Raw genomic sequence first — 14,501 nt, 5'->3', positions numbered from 1 at the left:
AACAGCACTCAGGGTTTAGGCCCCATCATGCGCTCCAGGGCCTGGGGATTCGGCAGGCCCTGCACCATCATCACCTTGCCCTCGTCGTCCTTGTAGAGAGTGCTCGGTGTGGCGCGGAGACCCAGCTCCTGCATCAGGCGGTTATTGGCTTTGACGTCCATGCGAGCCGCGCTTACCAGCTTGCGGTCAACCTCGATGCCGCCCTGCTGGTAGCTGGCCTGGTGATCGTGCAGTGCTTCTTCGGGGTTTTCACTGCCGAGAATCGTGGCGGCTTTGGTCAGGCTGTCTTCTTTCAGAATGCCCACCAGGATATGGCGCAGCTGGACCTTGCCGGCGGCAATCCAGGGCTCGGCCTGCTGGCGGAACCGGTAGCAGTAGGGGCAGTTGGGGTCGGTGAAGGTGTAGATGATGGTGTCCGCATCGCTGGAACCATCCTGTACCCAGTTGCTGTCCTCCAGTTGCGGCCAGGCTTCGGCGAACTTCGGGCCTTCGATCAGTTCCTGGATGCTGGCAGCACTGAGGTTGTTCCCTTCCTCGTCCAGCAGGGTGCCAACGATCACGTGCCTGCCATCGGGTGTCAGGTAAAAGGCCAGCGACCGCCCCTGCATTTCGCCGACATAGCCGGTCATGCCGCCCGGGGCGTCAAAGCTGTCCACAACCTTCACACCCTGTTGTTCCAGGGACTGGATGGCCGGCGGATAGTCCTGTGCCTGCACAGTGGCTGTAAAAAGGGCAGAGGTCAGCAGGGCGCCCCTGAACAGGCGCGGGAGTGGGGAATTGCTCATCGGGATGTTAACTCCTTGGATGGGGAGGATGGGAGAAAGCCGGAATCGAAGCGCTCGAGGCTCCGGGCCAGGCTGGCGCGTGACAGTTCGCCCATGTGGGTGTCCACCAGGTTGCCCTCGGCGTTGTAGAACAGGGTCGTGGGCAAGCCCTGGCTGCCCACGACCCGGCCGAAACTGCCCGGGCGGTCACTGAGTACATGGTCGAGGTGCAGGTTCTGTTCGCTCAGGAACTTGCGGATGGTCTCGGGGTGCTCGCCCTGGTTGGCGAACACGAAGTTGATACCGGGATACCGTTGCTGGGCTTCCTCCAGTACCGGCATTTCACGAATGCACGGTGGGCACCAGGTGGCCCAGAGATTCACCACAACGGGCTGGCCCCGGGAAATGTCGGCCAGGCTGACCGGCTGTTCGTTGAGGTCGGTCAGCGCGACTTCGGGCAACCCCTGGGTCTGCTGGTTGATCAGGGTAATGACTCCGGTGGTGAAGCCCCAGGTGATCATGCCCGCGGCAACGGCGGTGCCCAGGGCCCGGCGAATGTTTGCGCGCCGCCACATCAGGTACCCGGCAAAGACAAGTGCCACGATCAGGCCGGTCACCGGATCAAAACCGCCATCGCGGATATCGATCATACCCAGCCAGTCACCCTGGTAATGCTCGAAATAACGGACCACGAAGCCGATACGGGAACCGATCATGGCCACCAGGAAAATATCCGCCAGGGAGCCGGATATCGGGGTTTTTTGCTTGCGACCGGTGAGCGCGCCGACAATCAGGGCCACAACAAAGGCCAGAACAATAAGCAGATGCCCGATGGACAGGCTGAGGGGACCAACGCCGACGCTGAGCATGGAATCTCCAAAATTTGGCGGATTTGTAGAATGATACGGGCGCTAGTGACCAGAGACATTCGCCGGAGTTCCATCTTTTTCCGAAGATGAAAGCCTGCTAATGAAACCACTTATAGCTATTTCCCGGACCCTCTGTTACTGTGCCTGCATCCTGCCTCTAGGGATTCCGCACTATCACGGCCAACAGGCCGCTTTGCGAACCTCCATACGACCTGTCAGAGGACGTCCCGCCGATAACGGCGTGTGACTGTAGTCGTCATTTTTCCATGAATCATCATGGTTTCTGCCCGCATTCGCCGATGGACGGTGTTCGTGGAGGCAGAATCAATCAAGAGTTTATCCAATATGAGTTTTTCTTCTCTCGGTTTGTCCGAGCAGCTGGTCCGTGCCACTACCGACCAGGGCTATGAAACCCCGTCTCCGATCCAGCAGCAGGCCATCCCGGCGGTGCTGTCCGGCAAGGATGTGATGGCTGCCGCCCAGACCGGTACCGGCAAGACTGCCGGCTTTACCCTGCCGCTTTTGCAGCGCCTTGCGGCCAATCCGCGCTCCGGCAAGGGCCCCCGTGCCCTGATCCTGGCGCCGACCCGCGAGCTGGCGGCCCAGGTTCACGACAGCGTGGCCCTGTACAGCAAGTACATGCCGACCAAGTCCGCTGTGGTTTTCGGCGGGGTCAAGATCAATCCCCAGATGATGAAGCTGCGCAAGGGCCTGGACGTGCTGGTGGCAACACCGGGACGGCTGATGGATCTGTACCAGCAGAATGCGGTGCGCTTCAACGAAGTGGAAATCCTGGTGCTGGACGAAGCCGACCGCATGCTCGATATGGGCTTCATCCGCGACATCCGCAAGATCCTGGCGCTGTTGCCGGCCAAGCGCCAGAACCTGCTGTTCTCCGCCACCTTCTCCAACGAGATCCGTGGCCTGGCCCAGGGCCTGCTGAACGATCCGGTTCAGGTGGAAGTGGCGGCCCGTAACACCGCAGCAGAGAGCATCAAGCAATCAATTTACCCGGTAGACCAGAGCCAGAAGACCGCCCTGCTGAGCAAGCTGGTGCGGGACAACGCCTGGGAACAGGTGCTGGTGTTCACCCGTACCAAGCACGGTGCCAACCGCCTGACCAAGAAGCTGGAGCAGGACGGTATCACCGCCGCTGCCATCCATGGCAACAAGTCCCAGGGTGCGCGCACCCGGGCGCTGGCCGAGTTCAAGCAGGGTGATATCCGGGTACTGGTTGCCACCGACATCGCAGCCCGTGGCCTGGACATCAAACAGCTGCCGCAGGTGGTCAACTTTGAACTGCCGAACGTGCCGGAAGATTATGTGCACCGGATTGGCCGTACCGGCCGTGCCGGTGAGAGCGGCCATGCGTTGTCCCTGGTCAGTGCCGATGAGGGCAAACTGCTGGCGGGCATCGAGAAGCTGATCAAGAAGCAGCTGCCGCGCAAGGAAGTGGAAGGCTTCGAGCCGAAAAACAACCTGCCGTTGAAGCCCAAGGCCAAGGCCGATCCGGCCAAAGCCCGCAGCCGTAACGGGCGTAGCGGTGCCAATGGCAAGCCTGCCGGCAATGGCCGCAGCTTTGGCGGCCGTCCTGGTGAGAGCCGGAGCCGCAATGGCGGTGGCCAGCGGGGCCGGTCGGCGCAACGCCAGAGCGCCTGAGTCGCCCGGTAAGTCCTTTCAAAGCGGAGCCATTGGCTCCGCTTTGTTGTTTCTGGTGCCTGACTTTGGCCGGGGTAATGCTCTAGTATCCAGAGTTGTTACTCCGGCAAAAGGCGCAAGTGCCCATCCATGGCGACCGAAACAAATGTAAGGGAAGATCTGGGGCTGGTACCGCCGCCCCGGCTGTTCACGGACCGACAGTTCATTCTGGCGCTGGTGCCCGGGTGTGGTGTGAGCCTTTTGGTGGCGGGCTTGTCGGTTGCCGGCTCTTCCGGTGTCAGCCTGACCCTGCTCCAGGCCTTTTCCCTTGTGCTCTGGTACCCGGTACTGGAGGAACTGCTGTTCCGGGGAGCGCTCCAGGGCTATCTCAGCACCACCACGTTCGGTCAACGGGCACTGATGGGGCTGTCACTCGCCAATGTGCTGACGGCCATCCTCTTCACCACCCTGCATCTGGTTTACCGGGCCGACCCGCTGGCCTGGCTGGTGTTTTTCCCCGGCCTGGTGTTCGGCTATTTCCGCGACCGCCATGGGTCCCTTCTTGGCCCTGTGATCCTGCATTCTGCCTATAACGCCTGCCTGATTCCCGGCTGGTTGCTGTTCTCCGGATCCTGAACGAAAAAACCCCGGCACAGGGCCGGGGTTGAAAGGGTTGCGACTCTCAGCTATCAGGCACGAGCCTTGATCTTGCGGACAGTCAGACCACCGATGGCCAGGGCCGTCAGCAGGAACAGGGTCGGGTCAAACGGTGCGCCCGGCTTGTAGCTGCAGCCGAAGAGAGTGCCATCGCTGCTGCTTGATGAAGCGGTGCTGTCGCCGTCATCGGTACCGCCATCAGTGCCATCATCCGCAACTTCAACTGTTGTGGACTGACGGAACATGGCATGGGTGCCGCCATCCCGGTTCTCGTTCCAGACCACGTACAGGTTGTTGCCGGCCGGCGTCATCTGGATCTGGGACTCGAAGTCTTCCACATCGTCAGCTTCACCGGCGAATCGGGTCACATCTGTATAGGTGGCGCCCTTGTCTTCGGCGAGTGCGGCGTAAAGATCCAGCTCACTCGGCTCTTCCAGACTCCATTCGGAGACGTTGGTCTGGGTGCCCCAGGCTACGTAGAAGCGGCTTTGGTCCTGGCATTCCTCCGGGTTTGAACTACATGCAGGTGTATTCCCCGGTGTGCCCACCAGTCGCGGTTCACGCACGTTGATGGAGGTATCGGTGATATTGCTCAGGTTGTCCGGCGCCGACCAGGTACCGGCCACGCCGTCGTAATGGCGCATGTAGAAGTTGTAGTTCTTGGTGTTGGTGTACAACAGTTCTGCCAGCACCGGTGTGTAGGTGTAACCCACGTAGAGGTCATCGCCACGAAGCAGACCGCGGTGGGCGATGGCGTTCTCCTCGACCTTCTGGTACGTGTCGTCGGACAGGGTGGAGGTGGCAATATCCGCATCCGTGGTGGCTTCTGCTTCCTCGGTACGGCTGCTCATGTTCAGAGCCGGAGCGTTATCAAGCTGGGTAGCCAGCAAGAAATCCGACTCAAAACAGTTGCCTGCATCCACGGCTGGAACCATTTCTGCGGGGGAGAAACCGTTGCCGCCGGCCACGATACCCTTACGCAGCATGATGTCGGAAGGACCGCCCTGCGTAAATTCGCCCTCTTTCCAGAAGATGCCCAGGCGCATTCCGCTTTCAGCACCCGGCTCGCGCTGCATGACAAAACGCACGCGACGGGCATTCAGAAGCGGATCGCTGATGATGCAGCCGGCCGTTTCTTCGGGAATGGTATCGGTAATGGAAGTCCAGCTAGGCGGAGTGTTCCAGTTAAAGGTGTGGTACCGGACAAATTTACCCTCATCCAGGCCACCGGACCCTTTGGTTTCCTCATAGGCCACGATTACCTGTGGCGCCGAATCCAGAGTTCCCTTCATGACCCCCAGGTTCGCCCGTGAGGCGCCAGCGACACCACTTTCGATGACGACTTCACCAGAACCTGATCCACCGTCTTCGAGTGGCCCGAGTAGCACGCCATCGATGTCACGAATAGCGTTGTAGTTCCCGGAGGCATTCTGGCCGTTGAAGTTGTCAGTAATGCGAACCGGCGTTGACCAGATCTGATTTCCCTCGGTCACATCGTCCTGATCGAGCCATTCTTTGAGCGCGTAGCTGTACCAGATGTCGGTGCCAGAGCTGACGTTGGCCCCGGAAGCACCATCACCCGGGCCATCAGCCTCACCGAGTTGCAGGCCGCGAGGATCTTCCTGCCAGGTAACCGCCCACTCGCCGGTACCCAAGCCACGGTTTACGTCCTGTTTGGCGTCGCGTTCACCGGTCGACAGCTGTACCGGATCACCCCAGGTGATGCCCTCTTCGCCATTTAGGCCGGTTACGGCATAGGTACAGGCAAAGGGAATTTCCCGATTGTCGAGGGTCAGGTAGCTGACTGAACGTTGCTCTCCACCGGGACAGAATTTGTCGACCCAGGTGACCACGATGCGGTCGCCGGCGGCGTAGAGGTTTGGTTTTTCGGAATCGCCATAAAATGGGGTTCGCGTACCATTGCCGTCCCAATCCGTATCCATGGAAGATTCAGCAGCTGTGTTTGAAATGTTAGTCAGTTCCGACCAATTAGACTCTACGGAGCAATCTGAAGTCGCCTCACAGGTACGTACAAACAGATCCCGGGCAGGACGCTCTTCCTGACCCTTGACGTCATAGACGGGATAGTTGGCCGGATCAGTATAGTCGCCAAACACTGCCAACAGCCGACCATTAGCCAGCCTCGAAATCTTCGTCTTATTCGCGCCACCGTTGGCACTGAGTTCAACACTTTCTCCAAAATCGAGCCCGGTTGCCGCCCAACTTGCGCCCGGTGCAGCCATCGCTGCCACTACCGCCGTTACCAAAACCTTCTGTTTCATGAAAAACCTCATCACATCCATTGTTTCAAGGGTCAGGGACAACTGGCTCCTGATCGCTTTTTGCACTTTACTTGTAGTTCAGGTTGTCATTTCGGGCTATTAGTATTTTCTGTCGTCTGAGTAAAATCTGACCAGGGTCAACGTCGGCAAGGCCGTGCTGTATCACATTAAAGGGAATCAAAATCAGAGGGATAGCAGCATGAATACAAACGTTGCGGGTTTGTCGGGAATGGTGCGACATGTTGTCGCAGTTTTCATTATTGCTCTTGCAGGCTGTAGCGACGGAGGTGGGGGAAGTTCCGGAGACACGGATACCGGTGACGATGACCCGGTACTTCCGTCTCTAACCACGCAGATCGAACACTGGGAGCAGACGGGGGTTTTCATAGCGGCAGCCGACTGCGGCCAGTGCCACACCGCAAGCCAGCCGGGGGAAGACCCCGCCGTCATGCGATCACCTGATCCCCTGGTTTCGGAAAACCAGCCGTCGCCGGACGGCGAGGACATCAGCCCCTTCTATGACTGGAAAAGCAGCGTGATGGCCAATGCCTTCACGGACCCGTATTTCCGCGCGGTCATGATGCATGAAACCGAAGTCTTTCCCCATCTGGCAGGTTTTATCGAGGACACCTGCCTGACCTGTCACAGCCCCATGGCGCGAACCCATGCCCACCAGACCGGGGTCAGTCTGGTACAGGATGAGTCCTGTCTTCTCGAAGACGGTTGTTACCGGGCCGATCAGGCGCTGGAAGATCCGAGCGCCCGGGAAGGTATCAGTTGTACCGCCTGCCACCAGATCACGGATTCGGTGCTCGATGGGTATGTGCATTCCGGCGATTATGAGATTGTGGATGAGAACCACCCGGATGCTTTCACCATCTATGGTCCGTACCAGAACCCTCGCGGGCAGGCGATGCAGAACCAGGTGGGCTTCACACCAGAATATGGCATGCACATGGGAGATTCCCGCCACTGTGCCAGTTGCCACGATCTGTTTACCCCGACGCTCGACATGGTGACGGACGAGCCCAATGGTGAGGTTTTCCCGGAGCAGACTCCCTACACCGAGTGGGCGGCCAGCGATTTCGGACCCGATGGCAGCACCACCACTTCCTGTCAGCAGTGCCATATGGCTCGGCAGGAGATAAGTGAAAATTACCAAACCCGTATTGCTGTCATGGCTAATGGCGCGGTAAATCTGAATTGGCCCGAGCGCATCCCCTATTTTCCCCACGTTATGGTCGGAGGCAATACCTGGCTGCTGGAGACCCTGGAACTGTTCCGGGAGGAACTGGGCCGGGCCAACATCAATGAGGAAGGAGAGTTCGCCGCCACTGCGGAACTGACGAGGGAGCTCCTGAAAACATCAGCCGATCTGGTGCCCGCCAATGCCGCTTTCAGCGGTACAGAGTTGGCTTTCGATCTCACCATCACCAACAAAACCGGCCACAAGCTGCCCACCAGCTTCCCCTCCCGTCGGATCTGGGTCGCGACCCGGGTGACCGACAGTGCAGGGGCGGTGGTGTTTGACAGTGGTTTCCCGGACAAGAACTACCAGCTAACGGTAGATGCAGCCTTTACCTCTGATGCGTGCATGGCCATCAAGAAGCCGGCAGGCTTTGATTCCTCGGCTTGTTACCAACCGCACATTAACCGGGTGACGACACCGGAAGAGATTCCCATCTATGAAGTCGTGATGGGCTCCACCACTAACGCCATTACCCATGTATTGCTATATGCCTCTGTATCCCTGAAGGACAATCGCATTCCGCCGAGCGGATTTGACTCCAGCGTTGTGCCTCCCGAAATACTTCCTGAGGGCGTGGACGGTGACGCCGATTTCAATCTGAACAACGCCGGACAGGACACCATTACCTACCAGCTGCCGATGCCGGAGACGGCAAAGCCACCGTTCAGAGTGGAATCCACCCTGTACTACCAGAGCATTCGCCCCACCTTTGTCGATGCGGCCCATGGCGAACATCCCTGGATTCGCGAGTTCGAGACCATTGCCAGTATCAACCCGCCGCCTGCGGAAGTACTGGCCTCGGCGAACTTCACGGTCGATGCCGTTGAATAGGGATTGAAGGTTACTGGATCCAGAACCGGCTCAGGGACGAGCTTATTCGGGGCACAAAAAAGCGGGGCATAGCCCCGCACAGGAGAACGCACCTTCCGGCAGCCCACAGACCATGAGGCTGCCGGAGGGCACGGGGATCAGAATTTGTAGGAAACGCCTACCATGTAGACCCAGGGGTCGATGTCGACGTCGAGCTTGCCGGTCGTAATCTTGCTGCCGTCTGCAGCGTAGACTCCGATCTCGGCGTCGGTATCAATGTCGACCCACCAGATTGCAGCGTTGAGGCCGATGTTCTCGGTGATCATGTAGTCCATGCCGACTTCCGCGGCGAGGCCGAAGCTGTCATCGAGAGACAGATCTGTGCGATCGACTGTTCCAGCAGGGGTATCCAGATTGGCCTGTGCTACTGCATCAACCGTATCCGTCAGTGTCTGGGTGGTTTTTTCTTCGAAGAACATGGTGTAGTTGAAGCCGGCACCAACGTAAGGCTGGAACTTGCTGTTGTTCGGCATCGGGAAGTACTGCAGTGTAATGGTCGGGGGCAGGTGCTTAGTCTCACCCAGCTTTCCGGCTCCACCCAGCGCAGCGCCATCACCTTCAATGTCGTGTTTGAAGGGGGTTGCACCCAGCACACCCACCGCAATCTGGTCAGTCAGCATGTAACTGAACCGAAGCCCGAGCTGGGTATCAGAATCCACATCCACCTGGGCGCCCGGTACGGAAGGCAGGGCAGCCAGATCTGTTCTGAGGTCACTGCTGGAGGCGTCGGGATCAACCATAACTGCACCGACACGACCAATAAAATCGCCAGCTTCGAAGGCCTGAGCTGCAGGTGCCGCAGCCATAACCGCAGCAGCCAGTACACCAAGTTTGAAAGAACGGGACATAAGCCATCTCCTTTATGCAAATCGTCGATGGCTTCAGATTAATGACAGCGGCGAAGTGAAACTTGATATAGCGCAAGATTCGTCAGGGGATGGGGATGCTTTGAGCGGCGGATTGATCCAACTCAAGAAAATGCACACCTGCGGGTGCTGCGTATGGTCAGGCCGAGTTCTTTTTGTTGGAGGGCAGGTGCTCTTCCGGTACAGACACGTCGCGGATGCTCAGGGGCTGGCCGTCCGCATCCCGAACCTGAACTTCCTGGATCGGCCGGCCGGTGGCGCGGTCGCGCAGGTCGAGCGGCCCCTGATCAGGCGCCGGATTCCACTTGTCGCCCCACTGGCGCAGGGCGATCACCACCGGGAACAGATCCCGGCCCTTTTCGGTGAGCCGGTATTCGAAGCGGGAACCATGCTCACCGACATCCACCTTGCGCAGCACCCCGTTATCCACCAGGCGCGCCAGACGGTCACAGAGGATGTTCTTGGCGATGCCCAGCTCCTGCTGAAAGTCGACGAACCGGCGGGTGCCGTACATCGCCTGCAGCACGATCAACAACGACCACCAGTCACCCACTTCATTGAGGGCGCGGGCGACGGAGCACTGGGAATCATCAAAACGTTTTCTGGCCATGTACGGGAGTGTACCGAATAGGGTTGCATCTTAAAACCAGATTGAATAGGGTTGCTTTACGAAACCAAATTAGTGAGGTTGCACATTACCATGAGCATGAACCTGGGTCCTTTGTTTGAACCGTTTGAAATCCACAACCTCAAGCTGCGCAACCGCGTGGCCATGGCTCCGATGACCCGCAATTTCTCCCCCAATGGTGTTCCGGGTGAGGATGTCGTCGCTTATTACCGCCGCCGTGCCGAGGCCGGTGTTGGCCTGATCATTACCGAAGGCACTACCGTCAACCATGCGGCGGCGAATGGCTATCCCAATGTGCCGGCATTCCATGGCGAGGAAGCCCTGGCCGGCTGGAAGCAGGTGGTGGATGCCGTGCATGAGGCCGGCGGCGCCATTTTCCCGCAGCTTTGGCACGTAGGCGCTGTGCGTAAAGAAGGCACCGATCCGGATCCGTCCGTTCCCGGTTACAGCCCCTCCGGCCTGTTCGCGCCGGGCAAGCCCAACGGCAAGGCCATGACGAAGGAAGATATTCAGGAAGTCATCCAGGCCTTCGGTGATGCCGCCCAGGATGCCAAAGCACTGGGTTTTGACGGCGTCGAGATCCACGGTGCCCATGGTTACCTGCTGGACCAGTTCCTGTGGGAAGGCACCAACCAGCGGGACGACGAGTACGGCGGCAGCCTGGAAAACCGCCTGCGCTTTGTGGTGGAGATCGTCGAGGAAGTCCGCCACCGTGTCGGTCCTGATTTCCCGATCATGCTGCGTTTCTCCCAATGGAAGCAGCAGGATTACGAGGCCAGGCTGGTCCACAGTCCCGAAGAGCTTGAGCGTTTCCTGAAGCCCCTGGTGGAAGCCGGTGTGGACATCTTCCACGCGTCCACCCGTCGGTTCTGGGAGCCGGAGTTTGAAGGCTCCAACCTCAACCTGGCCGGCTGGACCCAGAAGCTGTCCGGCAAGCCCACCATGTCCGTCGGCAGCGTCGGCCTCACCGAAGACTTCATCAGCGGCACCTTCGCCAGCAAGAAAGAAGCGGTGGAAAAGGCCGGCATCGACGAGCTGGTTGAGCGCATGAACAACCACGAGTTCGAGCTGATCGCCGTTGGTCGGGCTCTGCTGCAAGACCCGGAATGGCTGGTCAAGGTGAAGGAAGGCCGCCTCGAGGAAGTGGAATCCTTCGCCAAGAAGTCCCTCGCCAAGCTTTACTGATCGACCCTTCGATCCCACTGTGCCGCAGCGCCGAAAGGCCTGCGGCTTTTTTGTGGCGGCTGGGCAGTGAGCCAGAACCTCTCAGCCACGTAATCGCGTCCTTCGAGATAACAGCTAAGATTAGGGAAATTCAGAAGTAAACAGGGAGTTCACAATGACTGCGTTTCAGTCACTCAAAACCATGGCAATGGCCATCCTGGTCGCAACTCTGGTTGGCTGTGCCACCGTTGGCCACGATTTCCCGACCCATAACGTCGACCAGATCCGCATCGGCGAGACCACCCGGTCAGATATCCAGGAACTGTTCGGTGAACCCTGGCGCACCGGCGTCGAGGATGGCAAACGCACCTGGACCTATGGCAAGTACAAGTGGTCTGCTTTTGGTGATGCGGAAACCACTGATCTGGTCGTGCGATTCAACCAGGACGGAACCGTGTCGTCCTACGTGTACAACACCACCGAATAATGCCCGGAGTAGACAGGGGCTGGCCTCAGCCCCGCAACCCGCTGACCAGCTTGTCGATGCTTTCCTTGGCATCGCCGAACAGCATGCGGGCGTTGTCCTTGAAGAACAGCGGGTTCTCGACGCCGGAATAACCGGTAGCCATGCCGCGTTTGAGGACAACCACCTGGCGGGCCTTCCAGACCTCGAGCACCGGCATGCCGGCAATCGGGCTGCCCGGGTCTTCGGCGGCGGCCGGGTTCACCGTGTCGTTGGCGCCGATCACCAGTACCACATCAGTATCCGGGAAATCGGCGTTGATCTCGTCCATTTCCAGCACGATGTCATAGGGCACGTGGGCCTCGGCCAGTAGCACGTTCATATGCCCCGGCAGGCGGCCCGCCACCGGGTGGATGCCAAAGCGCACATTCACCCCACGGTCCCGAAGGATTTTAGTCATTTCGCTGACACCGTTTTGGGCCTGGGCCACCGCCATGCCGTAACCGGGAACAATGATCACCGACTCGGCGTTGCGCAGTTCCTCACAGACATCATCGACACTGGATTCGTGCACTGTCTGGTCGGTATCCGCGGCCGCCGAACTGCTGCTGGTCTGGCCGAAGCCGCCCAGGATCACGCTGATGAATGACCGGTTCATGGCCTTGCACATGATGTAGCTGAGAATGGCACCGCTGCTGCCCACCAGGGCACCAACAACAATCAACAGGTCGTTGCCCAGCATGAAACCGATGGAAGCCGCTGCCCACCCGGAGTAGCTGTTGAGCATGGACACCACCACCGGCATATCGGCGCCGCCAATGGCCATGATCAGGTGAATGCCAAGGACCGAGGCAATCGCGGTCATCAGCACCAGGGCGACAATGCCCAGGGCCATGCTCTCGGTGCCCAGGAACCACGCCCCGAGGAATACACAGACAATGATTGCCGCCAGGTTCATCAGGTGCCGGCCGGGCAGGGTCAGGGCCTTGCTGTCGATGCGACCATCCAGCTTGCCGCAGGCCACCAGAGAGCCCGTGAAGGTCACCGCGCCAATGAAGGTGCCAACGAAGACTTCCACCAGTTTGATGGTGTGCTCGGCTCCGGAGGTGGCAATCAGCGGCTCGATGTAGCCGGAAAAGCCCACAAACACGGCTGCCGCGCCGACAAAGCTGTGAAGCAGGGCCACCAGTTGCGGCATCTGGGTCATTTCCACCTTGTTGGCGATGGCGATGCCAATGCCGGCACCCAGCAAAACTGCAACCACGATCGAGACGATGCCGCCGTCAACGCTGGCCAGCGTGGCACCCACGGCGATGATGATGCCGGCAACGCCGTAGAGATTACCTCGCCGTGCCGATTCCTGGTGGCTGAGGCCGCCCAGGCTGAGAATGAAACAGATACTTGCGACCACGTAGGCCACGCTCACCAGTCCTGTGCTCATATCGGGCGCCTCCTACTTGCGGAACATTTTGAGCATGCGATGGGTGACCCGGAAGCCACCGCCCACGTTGATGCTGGCAATCAGCACCGCGACAAACGCCATGATGCCAACGGCAATATTCTCCGACTGGGCCAGGTGCAGAATGGCGCCGATCACGATGATGCCGCTGATGGCGTTGGTGACGCTCATCAGGGGGGTATGCAGAGAAGGGGTCACGTTCCAGATCACCTGCCAGCCAATAAAGCAGGCCAGCACAAACACGGTGAAGTGCTGCAGGAAGCTCTCTGGTGCGTGGGCGCCCACTCCGTAGAGTGCCAGTGCCGTAACCACGAACAGCGCGCCCTTGCCGATCAGGCTGCGGCGGTCCGCCTCCTTCTTGGCGGCCGCTTTTGCTTCGGCTGAAGGCTCCTCGGTGCCCGGTGCGGGTTTGGGGCTGACCGGCGATTCCGGTTTCGGTGGTGGCCAGGTGATGTCGTCCTCGTGGACTACCGTCAGGCCACGAATGACTTCGTCTTCCATGTTCACCAGTGGCTTGCCGTCTTTTTCGGGCGTCAGCTCGGTGAGCAGGTGCACCAGGTTGGTGGCGTAGAGATCACTGGCCACTTTGGCCATGCGGCTGGGCAGGTCGGTGTAGCCGATCAGGGTGACGCCATGATGATGTGCCACCTTGCCGGGTTCAGTGAGTTCGCAGTTACCGCCCCGCTCGGAGGCCAGGTCGACAATGACGCTGCCGGGTTTCATGGATTTCACCATGTCGGCGGTGATCAGTTTCGGTGCCGGCTTGCCGGGAATCAGGGCGGTGGTGATGATGATATCCACCTCTTTCGCCTGCTCCGCAAACAACGCCATCTCTGCCTTGATGAACTCGTCGCTCATCTGCTTGGCGTAGCCACCGCTGCCGCTGCCATCCTCATTCTCGAAGTCCAGAACCAGGAACTCGGCCCCCATGCTCTCAACCTGTTCCTTCACCTCAAGACGGGTATCGAAAGCCCGCACGATAGCGCCCATGCTGTTGGCGGCGCCGATCGCCGCGAGGCCTGCCACCCCGGCACCGATTACCATGATCTTCGCCGGGGGCACCTTGCCTGCGGCCGTTACCTGACCGGTAAAGAAACGCCCGAAGTGGTTCGCCGCCTCGATCACCGCCCGATAGCCGGCAATGTTGGCCATGGCGCTGAGGGCGTCCATTTTCTGGGCGCGGCTGATGCGGGGCAGGCTGTCGATGGCGAAGGACGTAATCTTTCTGGCGGCGAGCTTCTCAAGCAGTTCCGGATTCTGGGCCGGCCAGATGTAGCTGACCAGAAACGCACCCTCTTTCATCAGATCCGCTTCGTGCTTGCCCAGCGCCGGGTTTTCCATCGGTGCCCGGACCTTCAGGATGAAATCGGATTCTTTCCACAGCGAGCCGGTGTCCGCTGCGATGGCTGCGCCCACTTTTTCATAGGCGGCATCGGAGTAGTTCGCGGCCTCGCCGGCGCCGCCTTCGACGATGACCTCGTAACCAAGTCCGATCAGTTTGTGAACAGAGGGTGGCGTAGCGGCCACCCGCCGTTCGTCCTCGAAAATTTCCCTGGGGATACCGATTTTCATTATTGGCGTGCCTCCGGATT

General features: G+C 59.4%; 12 protein-coding genes. 5 read left to right on the top strand and 7 right to left on the bottom strand.

The features are described from left to right. Nucleotides 1-8: 8 nt before the first annotated feature. Both dsbG and BM254_RS02405 read right to left on the bottom strand, forming a co-directional pair. Nucleotides 9-785, bottom strand: a complete 777-nt coding sequence (gene dsbG / locus BM254_RS02410; RefSeq protein WP_091998190.1) for a thiol:disulfide interchange protein DsbG — start codon at nucleotides 783-785, stop codon at nucleotides 9-11. Next, the gene (locus BM254_RS02405; RefSeq protein WP_091998188.1) at nucleotides 782-1,633 is read right to left on the bottom strand and encodes a TlpA disulfide reductase family protein; all 852 of its coding nucleotides are present in this window, start codon (nucleotides 1,631-1,633) and stop codon (nucleotides 782-784) included. The genes dsbG and BM254_RS02405 overlap by 4 nt, the downstream gene beginning before the upstream one ends. A gap of 345 nt (nucleotides 1,634-1,978) precedes the next feature. Between BM254_RS02405 and BM254_RS02400 the strand changes: the two genes are divergently transcribed. After that, nucleotides 1,979-3,292, top strand: coding sequence for a DEAD/DEAH box helicase (locus tag BM254_RS02400; protein WP_091999137.1), 1,314 nt, complete (start codon nucleotides 1,979-1,981; stop codon nucleotides 3,290-3,292). A gap of 129 nt (nucleotides 3,293-3,421) precedes the next feature. Beyond that, nucleotides 3,422-3,907 carry a JDVT-CTERM system glutamic-type intramembrane protease MrtJ gene (gene mrtJ, locus BM254_RS02395; RefSeq protein WP_091998186.1) on the top strand — a complete coding sequence of 162 codons (486 nt, stop codon included), beginning with the start codon at nucleotides 3,422-3,424 and terminating at the stop codon, nucleotides 3,905-3,907. Nucleotides 3,908-3,960: 53 nt separating this feature from the next. On the opposite strand, the gene BM254_RS02390 is transcribed toward mrtJ, so the two are convergent. Beyond that, nucleotides 3,961-6,210 (bottom strand): choice-of-anchor O protein, encoded by a 2,250-nt coding sequence (locus tag BM254_RS02390; RefSeq protein ID WP_139227001.1) that lies wholly within the window; start codon nucleotides 6,208-6,210, stop codon nucleotides 3,961-3,963. 448 nt (nucleotides 6,211-6,658) lie between these two features. Here BM254_RS02390 and BM254_RS02385 point away from each other — a divergent pair, with 448 nt between their 5' ends. After that, a complete protein-coding gene (locus BM254_RS02385; protein WP_091998182.1) occupies nucleotides 6,659-8,290 on the top strand; it encodes a hypothetical protein in 1,632 nt (543 codons plus the stop codon). A gap of 137 nt (nucleotides 8,291-8,427) precedes the next feature. Here the strand turns inward: BM254_RS02385 and BM254_RS02380 are convergent, their stop codons facing one another. Together BM254_RS02380 and BM254_RS02375 are read right to left on the bottom strand one after the other, a co-directional pair. Continuing rightward, nucleotides 8,428-9,177 (bottom strand): OmpW/AlkL family protein, encoded by a 750-nt coding sequence (locus BM254_RS02380; protein ID WP_091998180.1) that lies wholly within the window; start codon nucleotides 9,175-9,177, stop codon nucleotides 8,428-8,430. Between the two features lie 157 nt (nucleotides 9,178-9,334). Continuing rightward, nucleotides 9,335-9,805 (bottom strand): winged helix-turn-helix transcriptional regulator, encoded by a 471-nt coding sequence (locus BM254_RS02375; RefSeq protein WP_091998178.1) that lies wholly within the window; start codon nucleotides 9,803-9,805, stop codon nucleotides 9,335-9,337. Nucleotides 9,806-9,895: 90 nt separating this feature from the next. On the opposite strand from BM254_RS02375, the gene BM254_RS02370 reads away from it, so the two are divergent. After that, complete coding sequence (locus BM254_RS02370) at nucleotides 9,896-11,008, top strand: NADH:flavin oxidoreductase (RefSeq protein ID WP_091998176.1); 1,113 nt, start codon at nucleotides 9,896-9,898, stop codon at nucleotides 11,006-11,008. Nucleotides 11,009-11,162: 154 nt separating this feature from the next. Continuing rightward, nucleotides 11,163-11,474, top strand: a complete 312-nt coding sequence (gene bamE, locus BM254_RS02365) for an outer membrane protein assembly factor BamE domain-containing protein (protein ID WP_091998174.1) — start codon at nucleotides 11,163-11,165, stop codon at nucleotides 11,472-11,474. A gap of 25 nt (nucleotides 11,475-11,499) precedes the next feature. Here bamE and pntB read toward each other — a convergent pair whose 3' ends face one another. Continuing rightward, complete coding sequence (gene pntB / locus BM254_RS02360) at nucleotides 11,500-12,891, bottom strand: Re/Si-specific NAD(P)(+) transhydrogenase subunit beta (protein WP_091998172.1); 1,392 nt, start codon at nucleotides 12,889-12,891, stop codon at nucleotides 11,500-11,502. 12 nt (nucleotides 12,892-12,903) lie between these two features. After that, nucleotides 12,904-14,481 carry a Re/Si-specific NAD(P)(+) transhydrogenase subunit alpha gene (locus tag BM254_RS02355; protein WP_091998169.1) on the bottom strand — a complete coding sequence of 526 codons (1,578 nt, stop codon included), beginning with the start codon at nucleotides 14,479-14,481 and terminating at the stop codon, nucleotides 12,904-12,906. Nucleotides 14,482-14,501: the final 20 nt, after the last annotated feature.

The sequence above is a fragment of the Marinobacter pelagius genome (genome assembly GCF_900114925.1).
GTDB lineage: Bacteria > Pseudomonadota > Gammaproteobacteria > Pseudomonadales > Oleiphilaceae > Marinobacter > Marinobacter pelagius.
The sequence above is the reverse complement of the archived record's forward strand: the minus strand, read 5'-3'. Positions and strand labels throughout refer to the sequence as shown.